Raw genomic sequence first — 20,241 nt, forward strand, 5'->3', positions numbered from 1 at the left:
ATGTCTAAGTATAAAATTGCCTGAAGTGGCGTTCTCATTTGTTGATTAATCGGCAAATGGTTGCTGTATAATAAGGGGTTATCTAAAGGATATTAACCTTTAGAGGTGAGTTTTAATAACTAGGTCTGATTCTTGTAACTATAGTTAGTACGACAGAGGATATAGGGAGCCGTTTCGAACCCCGGAATAGTGCAATAAGTATCTGAACGTCAGCCTCTAACTATTAATACACAATCATCTCATAAAACGACTATGAACGCATTCGTTAACGACTCCCTCTTTGATAGTATGTCCAGACCTTTCCACAATAGTGTGGAAAAAATTGCCGATTCTACCTGTCTGCAGAAGCTACTCATCCCATTTTATGATCGGAAACGTACCGTATCTGTCGATGAAATCGTTCGCCTGGAAGGCTGTGGCAATTACACAAATTTCTTTTTAAAAGACGGGACAAAAATGCTGGTTTCCCGTACCTTAAAAGAATATGAAACATTACTTGATGGACAGGCGTTCGTTCGGGTGCACAAATCCTGTATTGTAAATCTGGGATTTGTTCGTAAGTTTTTTATCAAGAAAGAAGGTGAGCTTGAATTGACAGACGGTCAGCAAGTAAAAATTTCCCGCCGTCGGGCTCAGGTATTTGTTGACCGCATTCGCGATTTCCGGCCAGTTGCCGTGAGTTAATCAATTGAAGTGGATTTTCCCCAAAAAGTGGCCGTAAATAACACGCGCGCCCACTACGTAGTTTTACGCAATAGGTTGGGTAAATTCACTCGAACCTGTGCTCTAAAATTAACGTAATAGCCTGATCAGCAATTGGTTATCTTTATCGGATAGCCCTTGTTAATCAGGCTATTTTTTTTGAACCAGCTCTCATAAAGTAGTTTTGTTTCATCATAAACACTGAACCAAAACTATTCTCTACCATGGAAGCTTCGATTTTCTCCTCTGTACAACCACTGGCCGTTGTTCCACAATTTCCAAGCACTTACCAGCGTGGTACCCAACGCATTGCGCTACCTTATTTGAACCGTACAATTTTTATTTCAGTCGACGACATTCTGTGTTTACAGGGAGAGGGGAATTATACATTTCTGCATACCCGCGACCGAAAACGTTACCTGGTATCGAAAACCCTGAAAGAGTTCGAAAAAACGCTGGATAGCTCACTATTTCTGCGCATTCATAAATCATACATTGTTAATCTGGCCTACGTTCAGCGGAATATCTTTAATCGCGAACGGCAGGTACGGATGGCCGATGGCCGGGAAGTGGCAATTTCTCGTCGGCGCATGAAAGATATCACCCAACGACTGGCTCAATACTGGCTCAAGTTGTTGAACTAGACATTCATAAATAGGGCATACAATAAGGGGCTGACGCGCTGGTTTTACGTAGCACATCAGCCCCTTATTGTATGCCTTTTAAAAGCACTGTTTATTAAAACAGCCGGTAGGCCAGCGTAACCTGCCATGATTTCAGGCGTTGGCTAAATTTACCCTGGCTATCTTGAATTTGAGCAATATCGGAGAGATTACCTTCATACCGCACATCGAGGCCAAAGGATCCCAGATCAAGACCTCCGCCTACCTGATACCCGTAATAGGCTTTGGACCAGGCATCATTCAGACTGCCATTTGTGTATTGGCTCAACGCTTGCCCTAACTTCTGATTATCGTCGATCCGGAACGAAACGACCGGACCAGCCATCACCCGAATAGGTCCGCCTTTAATACCCAATAAAAGGGGCACATCGAAACTGGTCGTTGTCAACGTAGCGGTTTCTGTCTGTCCATTTCGAATAACGCTGAATTGTCCCGCACGGGTCGAGTAAAGTAATTCAGGTTGAATAAACAGGTTTTTGCCAAAGCGGGCATAAATACCAAATGACGTACCTGTTTTGCTGTTAAAGCTATCACTTAGGTTATTTCGAAAGGTCTGGCCATCAACACTTACGTTTGGTGAGCCATTGGGATTCGCGCTTGTGTTAATGAAATTGCCAAAGCTTAGCTTGGAAAGATTGACACCGCCTTTGATGCCAATTTGAAAACCACCCTGAGCAAACGACAGAGCAGGCAGAATTGTGAGTGATGCGAAAAGCAGGATTTTTTTCATTCTTGTTGGTAGAATAATGTACTTGTTAGTAAACGATAATTGAGCATGGACGGTACGAGACACCAACTAATTTCGAGCGAACGGCGTTCTATCAGTGCCGGGCAACCAGGGTAAAATGAGTCCTTTAAGCGATGTCTGCCAGTTGGATTATCTCGCGTTAAAAGGGTTTAATAGGCCCTGTAATTTCATTATAAACAAGTGTTGTCAAGGCGGTTCGTCGACAAGTTATATAGCACCAAATGGCCAAATTAAAAACTACTTTTTTCTGTCAAAATTGTGGGCACCAGTCTGGAAAATGGATGGGGCGCTGTCCGTCCTGTGGCGAGTGGAATAGTATTGTTGAGGAAGTCGTTCAGAAAGACGAGCCCGAAAAAGGCGGCTGGCGCAGTCCATCGTCCGGTCCGGGTGGGCTGAAAGTAGCGGCTAAACCGAAAGCACTTCACGCGATCAATTACGAAGAACAACCACGAATTTATACTGTCGATAGCGAACTGAATCGTGTATTGGGGGGCGGCATCGTGGCCGGGTCACTGGTCCTGATTGGCGGTGAGCCGGGTATCGGCAAGTCGACTCTGTTGCTGCAAATTGCCCTTAGCCTGTCGGGCATGCGTGTTCTGTACGTATCGGGTGAAGAAAGCGAACAGCAGATCAAGATGCGGGCCGAACGGCTGGATGCTCCCACCAGCGATTGCCACGTGATGACCGAAACGTCAACGCAGAATATCTTTCGGGTAGCCGAACATTTTGAGCCCGAAATTCTGATTATAGACTCCATTCAAACCATGCAGTCGTCGCTGGTGGAGTCCGGAGCGGGGAGCGTGTCGCAGGTACGTGAATGTGCGGCCGAGTTCATGAAATATGCCAAAGAAAGTGGCGTGCCGGTGTTTATGATTGGCCATATTACCAAAGAAGGAACGCTGGCGGGCCCGAAAGTGCTGGAGCATATGGTTGATACGGTACTGACCTTTGAAGGAGACCGCCATACGACTTACCGGATTTTACGGACCAACAAAAACCGGTTTGGGAGCACTGATGAACTGGGCATTTATGAAATGCTAGGCAGCGGGCTTCGGCAGGTCACGAACCCGTCTGAGATTCTGATCTCCCAGCGCGACGAAGCCCTGAGTGGCGTTACCATCGGGTCTATGCTGGAAGGAAACCGACCGCTGATGATCGAGAGCCAGGCGCTGGTAAGCGTCGCTACGTATGGCACGCCACAGCGCAGCAGCACTGGGTTCGACGCCAAGCGCTTGAACATGCTGCTAGCCGTTCTGGAAAAACGCGGTGGCTTTCGGCTTGGTCAGCAGGATGTATTCCTCAACATTGCCGGTGGCTTACGGGTTGAAGATCCTGCCATCGATCTGGCTGTTTGTGCGGCTATTGTATCTAGTTATGAAGACATTGCGATTCCACCCTCGGTGGCCTTTGCAGCCGAGATCGGGTTGGGGGGCGAGGTGCGTGCCGTAAGTCGCATCGAGTCCCGCATTGCTGAAGCCGAGAAGCTGGGGTTCAAGCAGATGTTCATCTCGAAGTATAATTTAAAAGGGCTGGACACTAAAGGGTACAAAATAAATATCAAGCCTGTATCGCGTCTGGACGAAGTATTTCAGGGCGTACTCATGTGAACATCAACACAGTCTACTCAACGAAAACGTGAGAAATAGAACTTTCTTTTTAACTATTCCCTGTCATTACAGTTCTATCTGCTGAATAGAATAACTCAACTAAAAGAAACCTTACGTTATGAGCTACATTAAAGCAGGAACGGATGCATCCGGGAATGATATTAAACTCTTTTATCAGGATTTAGGAACCAGTACCGGCGCTGCCGGGTCAACTGTTGTATTAATACACGGCTGGCCGTTGAGCCACGAAATGTGGGACTATCAATTGGCCGAATTGCCCGCACATGGCCTTCGGGTGGTTGCTTATGATCGTCGGGGCTTTGGAAAGTCGACCCAGACCTGGGACGGCTATGATTACGACACGCTGGCCGATGATCTGAAAGCGGTTCTCGACGAGCTGAACCTGCAGAATGTAACGTTAGTGGGTTTCTCGATGGGCGGGGGCGAAGTGGCCCGTTACATGAGTCGTTACGGTGGTGCCCGGGTTGCCAAAGTAGCCTTCGTGAGTGCAGTAACGCCTTATCTGCTCAAAACAGATGACAATCCGGACGGTGTTGATCAGGATGTATTCGATGAAATGGCCGAGAATATTCAGAAAGACCGGGCGGCCTTTCTGCAAACATTCAGCAAGCAGTTTTATGGGGTTAGTTTGCTCAGTCAGCCTGTTAGCCAGGCTCACCTGGATGGTGACTTTGCCCGCGCTTATGTGGCTTCTCACAAAGCTACGCTCGAATGCGCCAAGTCATTCTCGGCCACAGATTTTCGGGATGATTTAGCGCAGATTCAAGTGCCAGCGCTGGTTATTCATGGTGATTCCGACAAAACGGTACCCATCGAAGCATCGGGCGAACGGACTGCCAATGCGTTGCCAAACGCGCAATATATTGTTTATGATGGAGCTCCCCACGGCCTGTTCATGACGGAGAAAGATCGCTTAACGGCCGACCTGCTTGCTTTTATTCAGGAAGGCGTCGTTGTGCACGAGTCGGTTGGATCAACCACGTTGTACTAAGCCTAGTTTTTATGAAAAACAGCCTGCCTTTTAAAAGGGCAGGCTGTTTTTTTATAATTGCCGGTAGGTTTTCACGTAGGCCGATGGCGTCTGGCCAGTAATATCCTTGAACTGTCGGTTGAAGTTCGACAGCGTTCGAAAGCCACTCTCAAAGCTGATCTGCGTAATGTTCAGCTTTCCATCCATCAGTAATTTACAGGCATGCCCAATGCGCACCTCAGAGACAAACTCAGAAAAGGTTTTGTTGGCCCGTGTTTTAAAGTACCGGCAGAAAGCTGGCGATGTCATACCCGCCAGATCGGCAATGGTGTCCAGGCTGAGGTCATCCGGAAAATGCCCCAGAACATAGTCATGCACGAGCTGCATTCGATCGGTTTCGGTGGGCTTCACCGTGTTCGTATACCCCGGACTGGTTAAAAACCGGTAGTCGGTGGCCCGGGAAAGGTCATTTAACAACGCTAGCAGGCTGAGTACCCGATCAAAACCAACAGCCTGGGTAGTTAAATGACGAAGGGCCGTTTCAGCCCGGCTGCGTGTATGTTTCGTCCACTCAAGACCCTGCCGTGCCTGATCGAGCAACTGACGAATCGGTGCCATTTCCTGCTTGGCAAAAAAATCGTTGCCCAGAAAATCTTCCGTAAAGTAAACGACAATGCCCCGGGTTTTCAATTCTGACTGGCGATCAAAGTAAATCTGGTCACTTCGCCAGAGATGCGGCAGGTTTGGGCCCAGAAAAACCAGATCGCCAGGGCCAAATGGTTTGATGGAGTCCCCGATAAAGCGAGTTCCTGTACCTTCCTCCACCAAGAACAACTGGTATTGCGGGTGGAAGTGCCAGTTAGGGTCAAAGTGGGGCTCCACTAATTTTTTGACAATGAATGAAGCCGCGACAGGTTCAAGATCTTTACGAAGAGGCTGTTTCATTCAATAGTTGGTTTTTAACACAAATTACGGTCAATATTTGCAATGTATGCAAAAATAGAGTTGGAATTAGCCAATTAAGGCTAAACGGCGAAGATAAGGACTATTTATATTTGTTTGATTTTTTATGGAACGAATATGAATAAGGTAGGAATGAATATGTTCGTCTGGACAATGTCAATGGACGAAGAATTGACTGGAACATTCGCGTTCCTGAAAAGGAGTGGGTTCGATTTTGTCGAAATTCCAATCAACACACCGGGCAACATCGAGAAATGGATGCGCATTGGCCAACAGTTAAGCGAAGTGGGATTGGCCGTTCAGGCCTGTACGCTTTGTGGTCCGGAACATAATCTGATCAGTCCCGACGCATCGGTTCGCCAGGCCGGCATAACGCATCTGAAGCAAGTCATTGACTGCTGTGCCCTGGTGGGTGCGCAAATTCTAATGGGGCCTTTTTACGCGGGCTTCAATGTGTTTACGGGAAAGCCCGCGACGACCGACGAATGGAACTGGTCGGTGACCAGCATGCGCGAGGTAGCCGAATATGCCCAGTCGCAGAATGTTATCCTGGCCGCCGAATACCTGAACCGCTTTGAAACGTACCTGCTCACCTGCGCCGACGATCTGGTGCGGTATATAGAGGCCGTCGATCACCCAAACTGCCGGGCTGCCTTCGACACTTTCCATGCCAATATTGAGGAGAAAAATATGGGTGATGCCTTACGGACGTGTGCGCCGTATCTGGTTCATGTACAGATTTCAGAAAACGATCGTTCTACACCCGGCAAGGGCCATGTCAACTTTGACGATGTGTTTAGCGTGTTGAAAGAGATTAACTACGAAGGGCCAATTGCCATCGAAGCGTTTGGTCCGAATCCGCCCGAACTCGCAGCCGCCACGCATATTTTTCGGCCTATGTTCGAATCGCCCGAGCAACTGGCTGTTGATGGACTTGCTTTTATAAAGAACGAATCGGACCGCCGAAACGGAATGAAAGAGCGAACGAGCGAATTGCTCGCGTCGTAACTCTATTTTGTTCAGGCAGTCGGGTATCACTTCTACTTTCACTCGTTCACGCATTTACTCTTTCGCTTTTTACTAATGATTAATATCGCCATTGTCGGACTCGGATTTGGAGCCGAATTCATTCCCATTTATCAGCGGCATCCTAATGCCAACATGTATGCCATCTGTCAGCGCAACGTCGATAAACTAAACGAGATTGGCGATGCATATGGCATTTCGGCACGCTACAGTAACTACGACGAATTGCTGGCCGACCCAGCAATCGATGCTGTCCATATTAACTCGCCTATTCCTAACCATGCCGAGCAGAGCCTGAAAGCCTTGCGGGCCGGTAAACACGTGGCCTGTACGGTGCCCATGGCAACGACCGTGGAGGAGTGTATGGAAATCGTGAAAGCCTGTAAAGAGTCGGGCAAAAAATACATGATGATGGAGACCGTGGTCTACAGTCGCGAGTTTCTGTTTGTCAAAGAGTTATATGAGAAAGGGGAGCTGGGGAAAGTGCAGTTTCTGAAAGCCAGCCATCAGCAGGATATGGATGGATGGCCTGATTACTGGCCTGGTCTGCCTCCTATGCACTACGCAACGCACTGCGTAGGGCCTGTAGCGGGTTTACTCAAACTCGAAGCTGATTACGTGTCCTGTTTTGGCTCGGGTACGATTCGGGAGGAGTTGGCCAAAATCCATAACTCGCCGTTTGCGGTCGAGTCGGCCCATATTAAATTCAAGAACAGCGATTTGTCGGCTTATGTCTATCGGTCGCTGTTCGACGTGGCCCGGCAATACCGGGAAAGTTTTGAAGTGTATGGGGACAAAAAGTCGTTTGAGTGGCAGTTGATCGAAGATGAGCAACCCGTTATTCACACCGCTAAAAAGCCGGAGCCGGAAATTCCCGAGAAAGTTACCGTACCTGATTACGCCCGGTTGCTGCCTGCCGAAATTGCTGGCTTCACGACCAAAGGCGTGTATGATGCTGACGAACAGCAACATCTATCGTTTACACAGGGGGGCGGGCATGGTGGCTCACACCCGCACATGGTGCATGAGTTTGTATCGGCCATTATTGAAGACCGTGACCCATTTCCAAATGCAGCGCAGTCGGCCAACTGGACGAGTGTGGGTATTCTGGCCCACGAGTCCGCTTTACAGGGTGGAGCATTAATTAAGTTACCTGATTACACGATGTAGTACCGGCCTCATCGGCCGGTTATAATAGAAGCTATGAAAAAGATACTCACAGCAATTGGGGTAGTGCTGGTTCTTGCCCAATGTGCCCGCCAAACGGCGACGCAAACCGCTAGTCGGCAGGACCTGCTAAAGCCGCGCCGGACGGAAATCCTGTTCCTTGGCGACAACGGTCACCACCGACCCATCGAGCGGGTACCGCAATTGATGGCCGCGCTGGGTAGTAAGGGCATCAACATTACGTATACAGACAAATTAGAGGATCTGAATGCCGACAACCTCAACAAGTACGACGGTCTGCTGATTTTTGCCAACTGGGACAGCATCGGGAAGCCACAGGAAAAAGCGTTGCTCGATTATGTGGCCTCGGGGAAAGGGCTAATTCCCGTTCACTGTGCGTCGTACTGTTTTCGTAATTCGACGGAATACGTCGACAAGGTTGTGGGCGGTCAGTTCTGGCGGCATAAGATGGATACCATCCAAACCCATTTTACGCAGCCCAACAACCCAATCGTAGCGGGTTTGCCTTCATTCAAGGCCTACGACGAAACGTATCTACATAGCCATTTGCAGGCCGATAACAACGTATTGGCCGTTCGGGACATCAAAGCCGATCAGGCTTCGGATAAGCCGGGCGTCAAGGAAGAACCCTATACCTGGACACGGCAGTATGGCAAAGGACGTGTGTTCTACACCGCCTATGGCCATGATGAACGCACCTGGAGCCAGCCCGGATTTCAGCAGTTGCTGGAGCGCGGTATTTTGTGGGCGGTAGGCGACAATGTAAAAAAGAGCCACGATGATCTGAAGCCACAACCCTTCGCTTATAATGAAGCGAAACTGCCGAACTACGAAAAACGCCCTGGCCCACAGTTGCAACAGAAGCCGCTTTCGCCGGAAGAGTCGATGAAACACCTTCAGGTGCCGGTGGATTTTACGCTCGATTTGTTTGCCCACGAGCCCAACGTAATGCACCCGATTGCCATGGCCTGGGATGAACGTGGTCGGCTGTATGCGCTGGTTACAAAAGATTATCCCAACGAGCGCAAGCCCGAAGGCGGCTCCGATTACATTGTTATTTGCGAAGACACCGACAAAGATGGTAAGGCCGATAAGTTCACCAACTTCGCGGAAGGGCTGAGCATTCCAACCGGGATGGCTTTTGGTAATGGTGGGCTGTATGTGTCGCAGGCACCGCATATGTTGTTTTTGCAGGATACCAACGGCGATGATAAGGCCGATGTGAAGAAGATCGTTTTCACGGGTTTTGGTACGTACGACACCCATGCCGGGCCAAGTAATTTACATTATGGATTCGATAACTGGATTTGGGGTAGCGTAGGGTATGCAGGCTTTAAGGGTAAGGTCGGGGCCGACAGCGTCAAGTTCTCGCAGGGATTTTTCCGCTTCAAGCCTGATGGCTCTAAACTTGAATACGTGACCAGTACGTCGAACAATACCTGGGGTCTGGGTTTCTCGGAAACGGGCGATATTTTTGGGTCAACGGCCAACAACTCGCATGGCTGGTATATGGCCATTCCGAACCGGTACTACCATGGTGCCCCTCACATTCGCGAAAACGGCAGCCGCAGTACGGATACGCATAAAGACATGAAGCCCATTACCGAAAAAGTACGTCAGGTGGATGTATTTGGGGGCTTCACGGCTGCTGCCGGACATAACTTTTATACGGCCCGCGCTTTCCCGAAAAAGTACTGGAACAAAATTGCTTTCGTCGCTGAACCGACGGGCCACATCCTGCACCAGAACGTGATGCAGAAAACGGGCACTAATTTCGAAGATGCGGAAGGCTTTAACCTGGTGGCGGGTGCCGATGAGTGGTTTGCGCCCGTTTTTGCCGAAGTTGGGCCTGATGGTGCCGTTTGGGTCGTTGACTGGTATAGTTTCATTATTCAGCATAACCCAACACCCAAAGGGGCTAGCAATGGTTCGGGTAATGCGTATGACACACCCCTCCGTGATTTTACGCATGGTCGGATCTACCGCGTCGGGTATAAAAATGCACCAGTTTATACGCCAATGGCCCTAAGCAAGGATCGCCCGTCGGACCTGGTGGCTGCTCTGAAAAACACAAATATGTTCTGGCGGACAACGGCGCAGCGGTTGCTGATCGACCGGAATAATAAAGACGTAGTGCCCCAACTCATTGCGCTGGTGAATGATCAGTCCGTAGATGAAATTGGTATCAATCCGGCCGCTATTCATGCGCTATGGACTCTGCAAGGGTTAGGTGCCCTGGATGGCTCGAACAGTGCCGCGACGCAGGCGGCTACCGCAGCCCTGAAACACCAGGATGCGGGCGTTCGTAAAACGGCCATCCAGGTATTGCCACACACGCAGGAAACGGCTAGTACGTTGTTGAGGGCGGATTTGCTGAACGATAAAGAACCGCTGGTGGTGCTCAATACGGTACTGGCTCTGTCTGATTCACCACAAAGTGATGCGACCGAAAAGGCTATTCTTGCCCGTCTTGATAAAGCCACGGAGACAAATGATCGCTGGTTGCCCGATGCCTTCGCTTGTGCGTTGACAGGACAGAATGGCCAACTCATGAAAAAGTACATGGGACAACTGGCCCTGAACGCGCCGTCTCAACCAAAGCCTGCCCACGACATGAGCAGCCATTCGGCCAAGGGGCACGGCCCTAATGCGCCCGAGCAGCGAGCTGCCGTAACGCCCACAGGTAATCAGCCAGACTTAACGGTAGCGGCCATTCGGACAACACCCGAGTCGCCATCGGTTCGGGAAGGAGCCCGTATTTTTGTAGACGTTACCAACGCTGGGGGCGTTGCCATTCCGGCCGGAACCGTTATTCCAATGTCCGTTCGAATTGAAGGCCCGAAAGGCGATCTGGAAGGTGCCAAGATCAATTTTGTGAGCGTAACGCACGATACCGGTATCAAACCCGGTGAAACGGTAACCATCAGCAAGTCGAATAACGGCCCCTGGGTTGGCGACATGGGTGTGTTGTTCGAGCGGGCTGGCGACTATACGATCTCCGTTATGCTGGATCGGGAGAACGCCATTGCTGAAAGCAACGAACAAAATAATAACGCTACTCATACGCTTACCTACCGCGCTCCACAAAGCCTGAGTGCTTATGCACTGGAACGGGCCACGCGCAGCTATGCTTCCGTAGCCCCGATTGACTCGGTTGTTGCTCTGCTGCGGCAAAGCCAGAAACTGGGGTCTGCTCAGGGCGAAGCCATTATGAAAGGTGTTCTGGACGGCTGGAACATGAAGCAGACGGCTCAGGTTCGTGACGCAGACAAGACGTTTCTGGCCAGCCTGAGTAATACCGTGTCAACCGATAACCGCGAACGGCTGGGCCGCCTGTATGAAGTATGGGGCTTAACCAAAAGCGAACCCGTTGACCCCAACGTAGAAGTCGTTCGGATGAAAACGGTTCGTGAAGAAATGCGCTTCGATAAGAAAGAGTTTACGGTAACAGCCGGCAAACAAGTCGAAATCGTTTTGGAAAATCCCGATGCCATGCAGCATAATCTGGTCATTGGCAAACAAAAGAGCATGGAGATTATTGGAGCCGCTGCCGATAAGCTGATTATGGCCAAAGACGGTGCAGAAAAGAACTATGTTCCTTCTATAACGCAGGTCATTGCCGCTACGCCGTTGGTGAACCCGGACCAGACATACCGGCTTAAATTCACGGCACCTGCTACGCCCGGTGATTACCCATTTGTATGTACCTTCCCAGGCCACTGGCGGATGATGAATGGTGTCATGAAAGTGACAAAAGCATCAGTGGGAATAAGCGCTAAATAAAACAATCCGCATTGCTTAAAAAGGCAACGGGCAGCTATCGAGAGATAGCTGCCCGTTGCCTTTTTATAGGTCTGTCATCCGGGTGCCGCCGACCGTTTCAGGCGAGTGCCGGAGGGTGGGGTAAAATGGATGATGGAGGGATTTGAATGATAAATTCGCTGCCTTTTCCCTGTTCACTTTTTACCCAGACTGTCCAGTTATGCGATTGAATAATTCGCTGCACATAACTTAGTCCTAATCCGAAGCCTTTGACACTGGCCTGATTCCGGTCATGAACCCGGAAAAAGGGCTGAAAAATCTGGGTGATCAACTTCGCTGGAATGCCAACTCCTTCATCGCGGACAGCAATAGTCAGGCCATCGTGGTCGGCTCGGGTCCGGATCATGATCCGGGGCTGATCTGAACTGTATTTTACGGCATTGTCGAGCAGGTTGTACAGGACATTCGTTAGATGAAACCGGTCGGCCATAATGTATGAATCGGCGTCAAGTAATCTTAGCGTCAGGTATTCGCCATGGCGTTCGGCCACTGAGTGAAGAAGTTGATGAAGCTGGATTGGCTCCAGGTTGAGCGTTAGCGTATTGCGGTCAGCGCGAGCCAGTGTCAGCATCGTTTCAACCTGGTGTTGTAGCCGCTCGGTTTCTTCCCGGATAATGCGCACGTATTTTTCGGTTCGCTCGGGCTGATTGCGGGCAATGGGAGAGTCCAGGATATCGGTGGCCATTCGAATGGCGGCAATAGGCGTCTGGAATTCGTGAACAATTGAATGCAAAACTTCCGTTTGTATGACGGATCGCTGCCGTCTGCGCAACCACCACCATAATCCATAGCCTGCCAGTGTCTGTAGCGTTAAGACCAGGCCAAACAGGATAAGCCATTCGGATGATGGATTTCCTGCGGGATCGGTCGTTGACAGTGCCAGCCAGTTTTTAAACAGCCAGCCAGCCAGAAGTATCAATACAAGAGCGAAGATTGATAAAGGAACGGCAGTTGAACGATAAGGCATAAAGCCGTCTTAATTAGATTAATCGTCTAGTCAGGATTAAGTAAGGACTATTATCAAAAGCAGATATAGCCTATAGTAGACGAGGTCTCCTTGTAAATGTCACACTAAAATGCCTATAAAAATAATAGGCTACAACAAAAATGCCCGCGAAAAGCGGGCATTCAACAAATCGTGATCGTACTGAATGGGGCTAGGAATTTTCTTCCGAAGCTGCTACGGGTGCAGCAACCGTACTGGTCGCTTTAGCAGATGCGGGGCGGGTTGTTTTTGGGGCTGCTGGTTTTGCGGCCGTCGATTGGGTACGTGCTGGGCGGGAAGTTGGTTTAGGAGCAGGTGCTTTCGTTGCGGTGTCGACTGCTTCAGAAACCAACGCAACGGCTTTCTTGGCGGTACGCTTGGCGTTTTTCTCGGCCTTTTGAGCGTTCTTTTTTGCTTTAGACGCTTCTTTTTTTAATTTCTTTTCGCTCGACTTAACTGGCTTAGCGACCTTTTTCTCGGCCTTCTGCATCAGTTTAGCTAGTTTTTTGGCTAGTTTGTCCGCCGATTTCTCGATGGATTTCTTCATTTTTTTGGTAGCCTCACCCGCTTCGCTGAGTTTGGTTTCAATCGTACTGGCGATATCGGACGCCAGAGATTTGTGCTTGGTTTTTGCAGTTTTGTTTGCCATTTGACTTGAAAGAAAAAATTTACAAATAAATACGGTTTTTTTATGACAATCTAAAGCTCAATGTTAAGTTTTTGTTACATTTTCTGGAGGAAATCCCAACAAACGATTCCGGCTGTAACGGCAATATTCAGCGAATGCTTGGTGCCAAACTGGGGGATTTCGAGCACCAGATCAGCCAGTTGGACAATCTCCTCCTGAACGCCCGTTACCTCATTACCCAACACAAACGCATAGGGTTTGTTTGGCTCAGGAACAAAATCAGTCAGTGATGTACTGCCTTCGGCCTGCTCCACAGCCGCAATAAGCCAGCCATCAGCCTGGAGTTGTTTGACAAGTGTTACAACATCGGGGACATGTTGCCAGGCAACAGACTCCGTGGCACCAAGCGCCGTCTTGGTAATATCACGGTGGGGTGGTTGCCCCGTAATGCCACCGAGGTAAAGTTTCTGAGCACGAAACGCATCGGCCGTTCGAAAGACCGATCCCACATTGTTCAGGCTTCGGATGTCATCTAAAATGAGGCAGTACGGGAATTTTTCAACGTCTTTAAAGTCAGCAACCGACAGGCGGTTGAGTTCGTCGAGAGCGAGTTTGCGAGGGGGCATTGGGTAGCGTTAAATGGAAACTAGGCCGTAAAGAACGGAAGAAGCTCGAAAATAGTTAGTTTTGATAATAGTGATCTATAATTAGCTGAACTATCGGTATCTGCAAATGCCCATGCTGGTAAGTTGACGGACTTACAAATCAGCTTACTACGTTTATTTGATCAGGGGTTGAATTAGCCGCAGACATTAGAAGTGCGTCGCTTGTTAATGAATCATTTTTCAAGCCAACTTAAGGAAGAGGTAAGCCGCGCCGTAGAGGAAAAAGGCTATATTGAAGATGACTTTAACAGGATGCTGGTCGATGACAACTTCCCGATAGCCCAGACAACCCATCTTGTCCTTCACACATTAGCTGTAGCTCCGAACCAATTTTTGCTGAGCCTTTCTACCGGTGGGAGTTGATTGAGAGTGATCCGGATAACAATAAGTTTTCAGATTTTGCTATTCGTGTGAACGCCGATTATCTTATCAGCAATGATAGGGATTATGCCATTTTTGAGAGAATCAGTTTTCCTTCGTTAACGGCTATTCGCCTTCAGAAGTTTTTAGCATTACTACAAGGTGTCGCTCCCTAAGATGCCTTTGGCGGCTATCACCGTATTATGTCAGACTGAATTTTAGACAGGATAAACACTGGCTATAGGCATAGTTAGTCAGCGATAATTGCCTTATCTCTTTGCTTCCTGTCTCGCTTTTCCCCTGAAAAATCACTATTTTTGTTTACGACAATCCAACAAAAATCAGTGAAATCAGCCACCGCAGCAAAGCCACAAGTCAAGAAAAACGAAACGCCCCTCAACCGTCAATACAATCAGATTAAAGCCAAATACCCCGGCGCGCTGCTGCTTTTTCGGGTCGGTGATTTCTACGAAACCTTCGGTGAGGATGCCGTTCGGGCCAGCAAGATTCTAGGTATTACGCTGACTAAACGTAACAATGGTGGGTCGAATGAAGAACTGGCTGGCTTTCCCCATCACTCCCTTGATACGCACCTGCCTAAACTCGTTCGGGCGGGCGAACGCGTTGCCATTTGTGATCAGCTGGAAGATCCGTCGGTAGCTAAAGGAATCGTTCGGCGCGGGGTTACCGAATTGGTAACGCCCGGTGTGTCGTTCAATGACAATGTGCTCGATACCCGGCGTAATAATTACCTGGCTGCCGTCCATTTTGGCAAGACAGATGATACCTTCGGGATCTCATTCCTGGATATTTCAACGGGTGAATTTCTGGCATCGCAGGGGAATGCAGCCTACGTCGATAAGCTATTGCAAAGCTTCAATCCGTCGGAAGTGCTTTATTGCAAGCGCAACCGGCAGGAGTTCGGCAACCTGTTTGGCGATAAATTCCACACCTATACGCTCGAAGACTGGGCGTTTACGTATGACTTCGGCTACAACTTTCTAAAGCAGCATTTTCAGACTACTTCCCTCAAAGGCTTTGGTATCGACGGGTTGCCTGATGGCATCATCGCAGCCGGTGTCATTTTGCATTACCTGAACGAGACGGAGCACAAGGACCTTCAGCACATAACCCGCGTAACCCGGCTCGAAGAAGACCGGTATGTTTGGCTGGATCGATTCACGATCCGTAACCTCGAACTGACGGTTGCCCAGCAGGAGGGGGGAATTCCGTTGATTCAGATTCTCGACCAGACCGTTACGCCAATGGGTGCCCGGCTGCTTCGGAAGTGGCTCAATCTGCCGCTCAAGGAGAAAGCTCTGATCGACGAGCGACTCAACATGGTTGAACTTCTGGTCAACGACATCGACCTGGCCGATGCGATGGTAAATCATCTGCGGCAAATCGGTGATCTGGAGCGCCTGGTGTCGAAAGTGGCCGTTCGGCGGATAAGTCCGCGCGAGTTGCTTCAACTGAAACGGTCGTTGCAGCATGTATTGCCGATCAAAGAATTATTGATTACGGCGCTGAGCCAGAATGAATCGACCGGGCTACATGCAGGTTCTCTCAAAAAGTACGCCGATCAGTTGAATCCGGTTTCGTTCCTCCTCGATCGAATTGAAACCGAACTGCGGGAAGATCCACCGACCCTGTCCAACCAGGGCGGTATAATCAAGCCGGGCATTAACGCCGAGTTGGATGAACTGACGGCCATTGCCTATTCGGGGAAAGATTACCTGCTGCAATTGCAGGAGCGGGAAGTACAGCGGACGGGCATAAGCTCACTCAAAATAGCGTATAACAAAGTATTTGGGTATTACCTGGAGGTGACCCACGCGCACAAAAGCCGCGTACCTGAGGAGTGGATCCGGAAGCAAACGCTGGTCAATGCCGAACGTTACATCACGCCAGAACTCAAAGAATACGAAGATAAAATTCTGAATGCTGAGGAACAGATTTTCCAGATCGAAGCCCGGATGTTCAACGAAATGGTGATTGCCGCCGGCGAATATGTAGGCGCCATTCAGCAGAATGCCCGCGTGCTGTCGGTGCTGGATGTGCTGGCCTCGTTTGGCCGGGTTGCGGTAAAGAACAAATATGTACGCCCGTCGATCAACGAAAGCAAAGTGCTGAATATCAAAGACGGAAGGCACCCCGTAATTGAGCAACAGTTGCCCCCCGGCGAGCCTTATATTCCCAATGATATTTACCTGGACGACGAAACCCAGCAGATCATCATCATTACCGGGCCCAATATGGCCGGGAAATCGGCCCTGTTGCGGCAAACGGCTCTGATTGTTTTGATGGCGCAGTCGGGTAGTTTTGTGCCCGCATCGGTGGCTGAACTGGGGCTGGTCGACAAGATTTTTACGCGCGTAGGCGCTTCGGATAACCTCTCACGGGGCGAAAGTACGTTTATGGTCGAAATGACCGAAACGGCCAGTATTCTGAACAACCTGAGCGAACGGAGCCTGATTCTGATGGACGAGATCGGGCGTGGTACGAGTACGTACGATGGCGTTTCGATTGCCTGGTCCATTACCGAATACCTGCATAACAAAACAGATTGCCGCCCGAAGACGCTGTTTGCCACGCACTATCACGAATTAAATGATTTGGCAACGGATAACCCGCGCATCAAGAATTATAATGTGTCCGTGAAAGAACTGGGCAACAAAGTAATTTTCCTGCGTAAACTGAAAGAAGGCGGCTCGGAACATAGCTTTGGCATTCACGTAGCCCAGATGGCCGGTATGCCCGCTCAGATCGTTAGCCGGGCCAATGAGATCCTGAAGCAGCTGGAGTCGTCGCACCAGCGGGAGAATAACCGGGAAAAAATCCGGGAGGCTGTGCCTCAGGAGCGGGAACTGGCCCTGCGGATTATCGAGTCCGGCGATCCAAAATCCGAAGCGATCAAGGAGAAACTACGCGCCATCGACGTCAATCGCCTGACGCCCATTGAAGCCTTATTGAAACTGAATGAACTGCTTAAAATGGCAGAGTAAGTAAACTCAAGTAAACAACAATTAACTGAACATGGAACTTAAAGCATTAACTGCTCCGCTAACGGTACAGGAAATTGAATGGCGTGTGCAAAGCCAAACAAAAGATGGTCAGAAGATCATCGTCGTGCCGTACATCACCAATCGTTGCGTCATGCAGCGATTTGATGACCAGTTTGGCTGGGCGGGCTGGCAGAATGAAATCAAGGAAATTGATGGCGGCTTCCTGTGCACCATCACGGCCATTTTGCCGGGTGGAGAAATTGTTCGGAAAACGGACGGGGCCAGCCGCACCAGCGTTGAACCCGTTAAAGGCGGCATCAGTGATGCCATGAAACGCTGTGCCGTGCAGTTCGGGCTGGGTCGGGCGTTGTACGATTTCCCGAAAGTAATGATTGAAACAACGGACAAGTATATCCCCAATTGGGCTACGCCTTTGTTGGATAAAATGGTCGAGAAAATCAATTCGGGTGGTGCTGTGCGTGATGTCGTGGTGCTCAAACCCGAACACGCCAAACCAGCGGCAAAAGCGGTGTAGAATTAATGTGTGGTTTACCGTTTGTGGTTGCTGACGCGAAAGTGGCCCGTGTCCTCACGGGCCACTTTCGCGTCAGCAACCACAAACGTATCATTGTCGCGCGCCAGCAACCGTAAACCCTTACTTATTACCACTCCCAATCGCAGCGGGGGCGTTTCCACCTCCCAGGCCCTGGGAAATAACGAGCAACTTATCGCTCAGTGTCTGAATTGCTTTTTTGTAACGGGCCTCCAGATCGGGCAGGTTCGCCGTCGATTTCAGCGAAGCTTCGTAAAGCAGGCCCGGCAGCATCCAGGAGGCATAGCCACTATTCGGGTCCGACGATGCGTAAAGTGATTTATACCAGCCGCCAAAGGCATTTCCTTTTGGATCGATGAATGAACGCTCCAACAAGCGTAATTCCTTATTTAACTCCACCAGTTTATCCGTGCGACCGCTTTGCAGGTAGTTCTGCCGGGCCAGTTCGCAGGCGTCGGCATTCTTTTTCATATCGGCAACTGCATTGAGCAGTGGGTTAATCGAGTAGGTTGGCGCATATGCCTGAATGGCTTTTTCGGCGGCTTTCAGGTGAACGGCCAGATCGGTCGGGTAACGGGCCAGGTCATACGGCACCAGGTCGGCATTGGCCAACCGCATGGTCATGGTGCCGACAACCTGTTCCATCATCGGTCCCATTTTATAAGTTGGATCGGCGAATTTATCATAGAAATACAGATCGTCGTACTGCGAGTGATAAAGCGTTGGTCCCTCCATACCCGCGCTCAAGGACGGAATGCCGATGTGCATATACGGTGCAATATGGTCTGAACCGCCACCGAGATTACCAATGGTTGGCTCACCGACCACCAGCGCCGGAGCCGATGAACCCGTTACACGAGTCGGGTTTCCGGCGGCTTTATGACCCATCCAGTGCTGGTAAACCGTCTTGTTTGAGTCCGGATATTGAACCGACTGCGTGGCTTCAATGATGAGCTTCTTCATGGAAGGCGATGCGCTCGCGCCAAACGTCCGCCCCGACACGGCTGCGTCATAATTCATATACGCAACAGCCTTCTGCGAGAGTTCATCGCGAAACTGTTCGCTCCACTCGGCCGAACCGATTACCCCCGGCTCTTCGGCATCCCAATAGCACACTTTAATGGTGCGCCGGGGCCGCTGTCCGGCTTTGGCCAGTTTGCCCATTGTTTCGGTCATGCTGAGCAACATCGCTGTGCCCGAATTTGGGTCTGTGGCGCCATACGACCAGGCGTCATAGTGGCAACCGGCAATGATCCACTCGTCCGGGAATTCAGAACCTGTTAATGTACCCACCACCTGATAAATTCGTTGAATCGTTTTTTCCTGTTTCACCATTAACCGCACTTTCAGGGCGGGGCCGCCTTCGAGCCGGTATGTGTAGGGTAGGCCGCCCTGCCAGCCCGCCGGAACGGGTCGTACGCCCGCCATCCGCTTCAGGATTTCGGTGGCTGAGCCATAGGGGAGGGGCGTTACGGGGATTTTGTGCAGACCAACGGCGTTTTGATCAAGCCGTTTAGGCGTGTTCTTGGCATCCATTGGCAAAGCGGCTTCACCAGGAGTGAGCGGGTCGCCGGTGTAAGGTGTCGTCAGCAGAGAACCCCGCTGAATCACACTTTCGCTGTAGTAAGGACCTTCGGGAAAGGTAAGGCCCCGCATGTAGCCGCTATCGGCTGGGTCAGTAAAAATGATGACGCCTACGGCCCCATCTGCCTGCGCAAACTGCGCTTTATAACCCCGAAAATTGCCGCCATAGCGAGCCAGCACGATCTTGCCCTTGACCGAAATGCCCATGGCTTTCAGTTGCTCGAAATCTTCCTTTCGGCCGTAGTTGGCATACACGACCTCAGCGGTGGCATCGCCCGAACCCGACCAGGCATTATAGCCGGGCGTCAGGCGTGGGTCACTGCTGTATTTATCCTCTTTAAAGAGAAATTCCCGAATATTAAGCGGCTGACGAATGGGTTCGACCAGTTCGACGGCTATCTCACCGGGGCCTTTGGGTAATAATACATCGTGCGGGTAGATGTCTACCTGCCAGCCCGCCTTACGCATGGTTTCGGCAATGTAGTCGCGGACATGCTCATTCTCGACCGAGCCGGTCAGGTGGGGTACGCTACTTAGTTTTTCGAGGTGATTTTTAAACGCGGCCGATGATTGTTTGGCTTTGAACTCCGTTTCGAGCTTAACTTGAGCTGCCTGTCGGGCAGGGGCAAAGCCGCTAAGGGCCGGACTCGATTGAGCACGAGCCGCTACCACGCCAAATAGCATAGCAAGCGTCCCATAAGTGATTTTGAGTAAAGAGGGTTTTTGCATAA

Annotated in this window: 16 protein-coding genes; 10 read left to right on the plus strand and 6 right to left on the minus strand. The window is 50.2% G+C overall.

From position 1 onward, the window contains the following. Positions 1–252: 252 nt before the first annotated feature. Complete coding sequence (locus tag ACYVAM_RS16490; RefSeq protein ID WP_461068881.1) at positions 253–684, plus strand: LytR/AlgR family response regulator transcription factor; 432 nt, start codon at positions 253–255, stop codon at positions 682–684. 242 nt (positions 685–926) lie between these two features. Continuing rightward, positions 927–1,346, plus strand: a complete 420-nt coding sequence (locus ACYVAM_RS16495; protein WP_461068883.1) for a LytR/AlgR family response regulator transcription factor — start codon at positions 927–929, stop codon at positions 1,344–1,346. Positions 1,347–1,440: 94 nt separating this feature from the next. On the opposite strand, the gene ACYVAM_RS16500 is transcribed toward ACYVAM_RS16495, so the two are convergent. Then, complete coding sequence (locus tag ACYVAM_RS16500) at positions 1,441–2,115, minus strand: porin family protein (protein ID WP_461068885.1); 675 nt, start codon at positions 2,113–2,115, stop codon at positions 1,441–1,443. Between the two features lie 239 nt (positions 2,116–2,354). Here ACYVAM_RS16500 and radA point away from each other — a divergent pair, with 239 nt between their 5' ends. Together radA and ACYVAM_RS16510 are read left to right on the plus strand one after the other, a co-directional pair. Next, the gene (radA, locus tag ACYVAM_RS16505; RefSeq protein ID WP_461068887.1) at positions 2,355–3,740 is read left to right on the plus strand and encodes a DNA repair protein RadA; all 1,386 of its coding nucleotides are present in this window, start codon (positions 2,355–2,357) and stop codon (positions 3,738–3,740) included. Between the two features lie 118 nt (positions 3,741–3,858). After that, positions 3,859–4,752 carry an alpha/beta fold hydrolase gene (locus tag ACYVAM_RS16510; RefSeq protein WP_461068889.1) on the plus strand — a complete coding sequence of 298 codons (894 nt, stop codon included), beginning with the start codon at positions 3,859–3,861 and terminating at the stop codon, positions 4,750–4,752. A 51-nt stretch (positions 4,753–4,803) separates the two neighbouring features. Here the strand turns inward: ACYVAM_RS16510 and ACYVAM_RS16515 are convergent, their stop codons facing one another. Next, entirely contained in the window at positions 4,804–5,676 is an 873-nt protein-coding gene (locus ACYVAM_RS16515; RefSeq protein ID WP_461068891.1) for an AraC family transcriptional regulator, read from the minus strand. A 135-nt stretch (positions 5,677–5,811) separates the two neighbouring features. Here ACYVAM_RS16515 and ACYVAM_RS16520 point away from each other — a divergent pair, with 135 nt between their 5' ends. The 3 genes from ACYVAM_RS16520 (at position 5,812) to ACYVAM_RS16530 (ending at position 11,691) form a co-directional block, all read left to right on the plus strand. Beyond that, positions 5,812–6,702 (plus strand): sugar phosphate isomerase/epimerase family protein, encoded by an 891-nt coding sequence (locus ACYVAM_RS16520; RefSeq protein WP_461068893.1) that lies wholly within the window; start codon positions 5,812–5,814, stop codon positions 6,700–6,702. A gap of 75 nt (positions 6,703–6,777) precedes the next feature. Continuing rightward, on the plus strand, positions 6,778–7,890 hold the full coding sequence (locus ACYVAM_RS16525) for a Gfo/Idh/MocA family protein (RefSeq protein WP_461068895.1): 1,113 nt from the start codon (positions 6,778–6,780) through the stop codon (positions 7,888–7,890). Between the two features lie 33 nt (positions 7,891–7,923). Then, positions 7,924–11,691, plus strand: a complete 3,768-nt coding sequence (locus ACYVAM_RS16530) for a PVC-type heme-binding CxxCH protein (RefSeq protein WP_461068897.1) — start codon at positions 7,924–7,926, stop codon at positions 11,689–11,691. Between the two features lie 97 nt (positions 11,692–11,788). Here the strand turns inward: ACYVAM_RS16530 and ACYVAM_RS16535 are convergent, their stop codons facing one another. The 3 genes from ACYVAM_RS16535 to ACYVAM_RS16545 form a co-directional block, all read right to left on the minus strand. Further along, the gene (locus ACYVAM_RS16535; RefSeq protein ID WP_461068899.1) at positions 11,789–12,697 is read right to left on the minus strand and encodes a sensor histidine kinase; all 909 of its coding nucleotides are present in this window, start codon (positions 12,695–12,697) and stop codon (positions 11,789–11,791) included. Positions 12,698–12,887: 190 nt separating this feature from the next. Continuing rightward, positions 12,888–13,364 (minus strand): hypothetical protein, encoded by a 477-nt coding sequence (locus tag ACYVAM_RS16540; RefSeq protein WP_461068901.1) that lies wholly within the window; start codon positions 13,362–13,364, stop codon positions 12,888–12,890. Positions 13,365–13,438: 74 nt separating this feature from the next. Further along, positions 13,439–13,969, minus strand: a complete 531-nt coding sequence (locus tag ACYVAM_RS16545; protein ID WP_461068903.1) for an RNA methyltransferase — start codon at positions 13,967–13,969, stop codon at positions 13,439–13,441. A gap of 207 nt (positions 13,970–14,176) precedes the next feature. On the opposite strand from ACYVAM_RS16545, the gene ACYVAM_RS16550 reads away from it, so the two are divergent. The 3 genes from ACYVAM_RS16550 (at position 14,177) to ACYVAM_RS16560 (ending at position 17,908) form a co-directional block, all read left to right on the plus strand. Next, positions 14,177–14,371, plus strand: coding sequence for a hypothetical protein (locus tag ACYVAM_RS16550; RefSeq protein WP_461068905.1), 195 nt, complete (start codon positions 14,177–14,179; stop codon positions 14,369–14,371). 341 nt (positions 14,372–14,712) lie between these two features. Beyond that, entirely contained in the window at positions 14,713–17,373 is a 2,661-nt protein-coding gene (mutS, locus tag ACYVAM_RS16555; RefSeq protein ID WP_461068907.1) for a DNA mismatch repair protein MutS, read from the plus strand. Between the two features lie 31 nt (positions 17,374–17,404). After that, a complete protein-coding gene (locus tag ACYVAM_RS16560; protein WP_461068909.1) occupies positions 17,405–17,908 on the plus strand; it encodes a Rad52/Rad22 family DNA repair protein in 504 nt (167 codons plus the stop codon). 120 nt (positions 17,909–18,028) lie between these two features. Here ACYVAM_RS16560 and ACYVAM_RS16565 read toward each other — a convergent pair whose 3' ends face one another. Next, positions 18,029–20,239, minus strand: a complete 2,211-nt coding sequence (locus ACYVAM_RS16565) for a M28 family peptidase (RefSeq protein ID WP_461068911.1) — start codon at positions 20,237–20,239, stop codon at positions 18,029–18,031. Positions 20,240–20,241: the final 2 nt, after the last annotated feature.

The sequence above is a fragment of the Spirosoma horti genome (genome assembly GCF_054776595.1).

Excerpts from the sequence above, each read along its gene's own strand:
- ACYVAM_RS16490 (WP_461068881.1), top strand. The coding sequence starts at position 253 with ATGAACGCATTCGTTAACGACTCCCTCTTTGATAGTATGTCCAGACCT.
- ACYVAM_RS16495 (WP_461068883.1), top strand. The coding sequence starts at position 927 with ATGGAAGCTTCGATTTTCTCCTCTGTACAACCACTGGCCGTTGTTCCA.
- ACYVAM_RS16500 (WP_461068885.1), bottom strand. The coding sequence starts at position 2,115 with ATGAAAAAAATCCTGCTTTTCGCATCACTCACAATTCTGCCTGCTCTG.
- radA (WP_461068887.1), top strand. The coding sequence starts at position 2,355 with ATGGCCAAATTAAAAACTACTTTTTTCTGTCAAAATTGTGGGCACCAG.
- ACYVAM_RS16510 (WP_461068889.1), top strand. The coding sequence starts at position 3,859 with ATGAGCTACATTAAAGCAGGAACGGATGCATCCGGGAATGATATTAAA.
- ACYVAM_RS16515 (WP_461068891.1), bottom strand. The coding sequence starts at position 5,676 with ATGAAACAGCCTCTTCGTAAAGATCTTGAACCTGTCGCGGCTTCATTC.
- ACYVAM_RS16520 (WP_461068893.1), top strand. The coding sequence starts at position 5,812 with ATGAATAAGGTAGGAATGAATATGTTCGTCTGGACAATGTCAATGGAC.
- ACYVAM_RS16525 (WP_461068895.1), top strand. The coding sequence starts at position 6,778 with ATGATTAATATCGCCATTGTCGGACTCGGATTTGGAGCCGAATTCATT.
- ACYVAM_RS16530 (WP_461068897.1), top strand. The coding sequence starts at position 7,924 with ATGAAAAAGATACTCACAGCAATTGGGGTAGTGCTGGTTCTTGCCCAA.
- ACYVAM_RS16535 (WP_461068899.1), bottom strand. The coding sequence starts at position 12,697 with ATGCCTTATCGTTCAACTGCCGTTCCTTTATCAATCTTCGCTCTTGTA.
- ACYVAM_RS16540 (WP_461068901.1), bottom strand. The coding sequence starts at position 13,364 with ATGGCAAACAAAACTGCAAAAACCAAGCACAAATCTCTGGCGTCCGAT.
- ACYVAM_RS16545 (WP_461068903.1), bottom strand. The coding sequence starts at position 13,969 with ATGCCCCCTCGCAAACTCGCTCTCGACGAACTCAACCGCCTGTCGGTT.
- ACYVAM_RS16550 (WP_461068905.1), top strand. The coding sequence starts at position 14,177 with ATGAATCATTTTTCAAGCCAACTTAAGGAAGAGGTAAGCCGCGCCGTA.
- ACYVAM_RS16560 (WP_461068909.1), top strand. The coding sequence starts at position 17,405 with ATGGAACTTAAAGCATTAACTGCTCCGCTAACGGTACAGGAAATTGAA.
- ACYVAM_RS16565 (WP_461068911.1), bottom strand. The coding sequence starts at position 20,239 with ATGCAAAAACCCTCTTTACTCAAAATCACTTATGGGACGCTTGCTATG.